We start from the raw sequence: 459 nt of genomic DNA, 5'->3' as shown, positions 1-459 counted from the left end.
ATAGCCCATTCGGTTGGCATGTTCCAGGTGTAGATCAACCAGGCCAGCACAGCGCCTCTCAGGAGCATTGCAAATATTCCGACGATCAGAAAGCGAGAAAACTGCCCCCAGCGCAAATGACCTGAATGATGTAGCCGGAATGACCATTTGGTGTTCAAAGTGTAGTTGAAGCTGGCTGCTGCCAGGAAGCTGGAAATATGTGCTGTTGCCAGACTGATGCCTTGCCCGGTCATCCATTGAAAGATCAATACGTCGATAAAGACACCCAGCAGTCCAACCATGGCAAAGCGGCTCGCTGTATAAAAGGAGACGGTGCCACCAGCCAGTATGATGAGTTGCCGCAGATAAGTCAGGTGATGTGAAAGAGAAAGTTTGGAGGTGCCGTGCAGTCGATTGTGAAAATGGATCGGGATTTCTTTTACACGCAACTGCCCACGTCCTGTCATCAGCAGTTCCAGT

General features: G+C 50.3%; 1 protein-coding gene. It reads right to left on the bottom strand.

Annotated features, from left to right (window positions below; all coding sequences use genetic code 11):
- Positions 1-459, bottom strand: a 459-nt coding sequence (locus SQ11_RS15960; protein WP_041515195.1) for a GtrA family protein, incomplete at both ends; no start/stop codon positions are given.

This window comes from Nitrosospira sp. NpAV (assembly GCF_000832065.1).
In the GTDB taxonomy this organism is placed as follows: Bacteria; Pseudomonadota; Gammaproteobacteria; order Burkholderiales; family Nitrosomonadaceae; genus Nitrosospira.
This window is presented reverse-complemented; position numbering and strand designations above follow the sequence as displayed.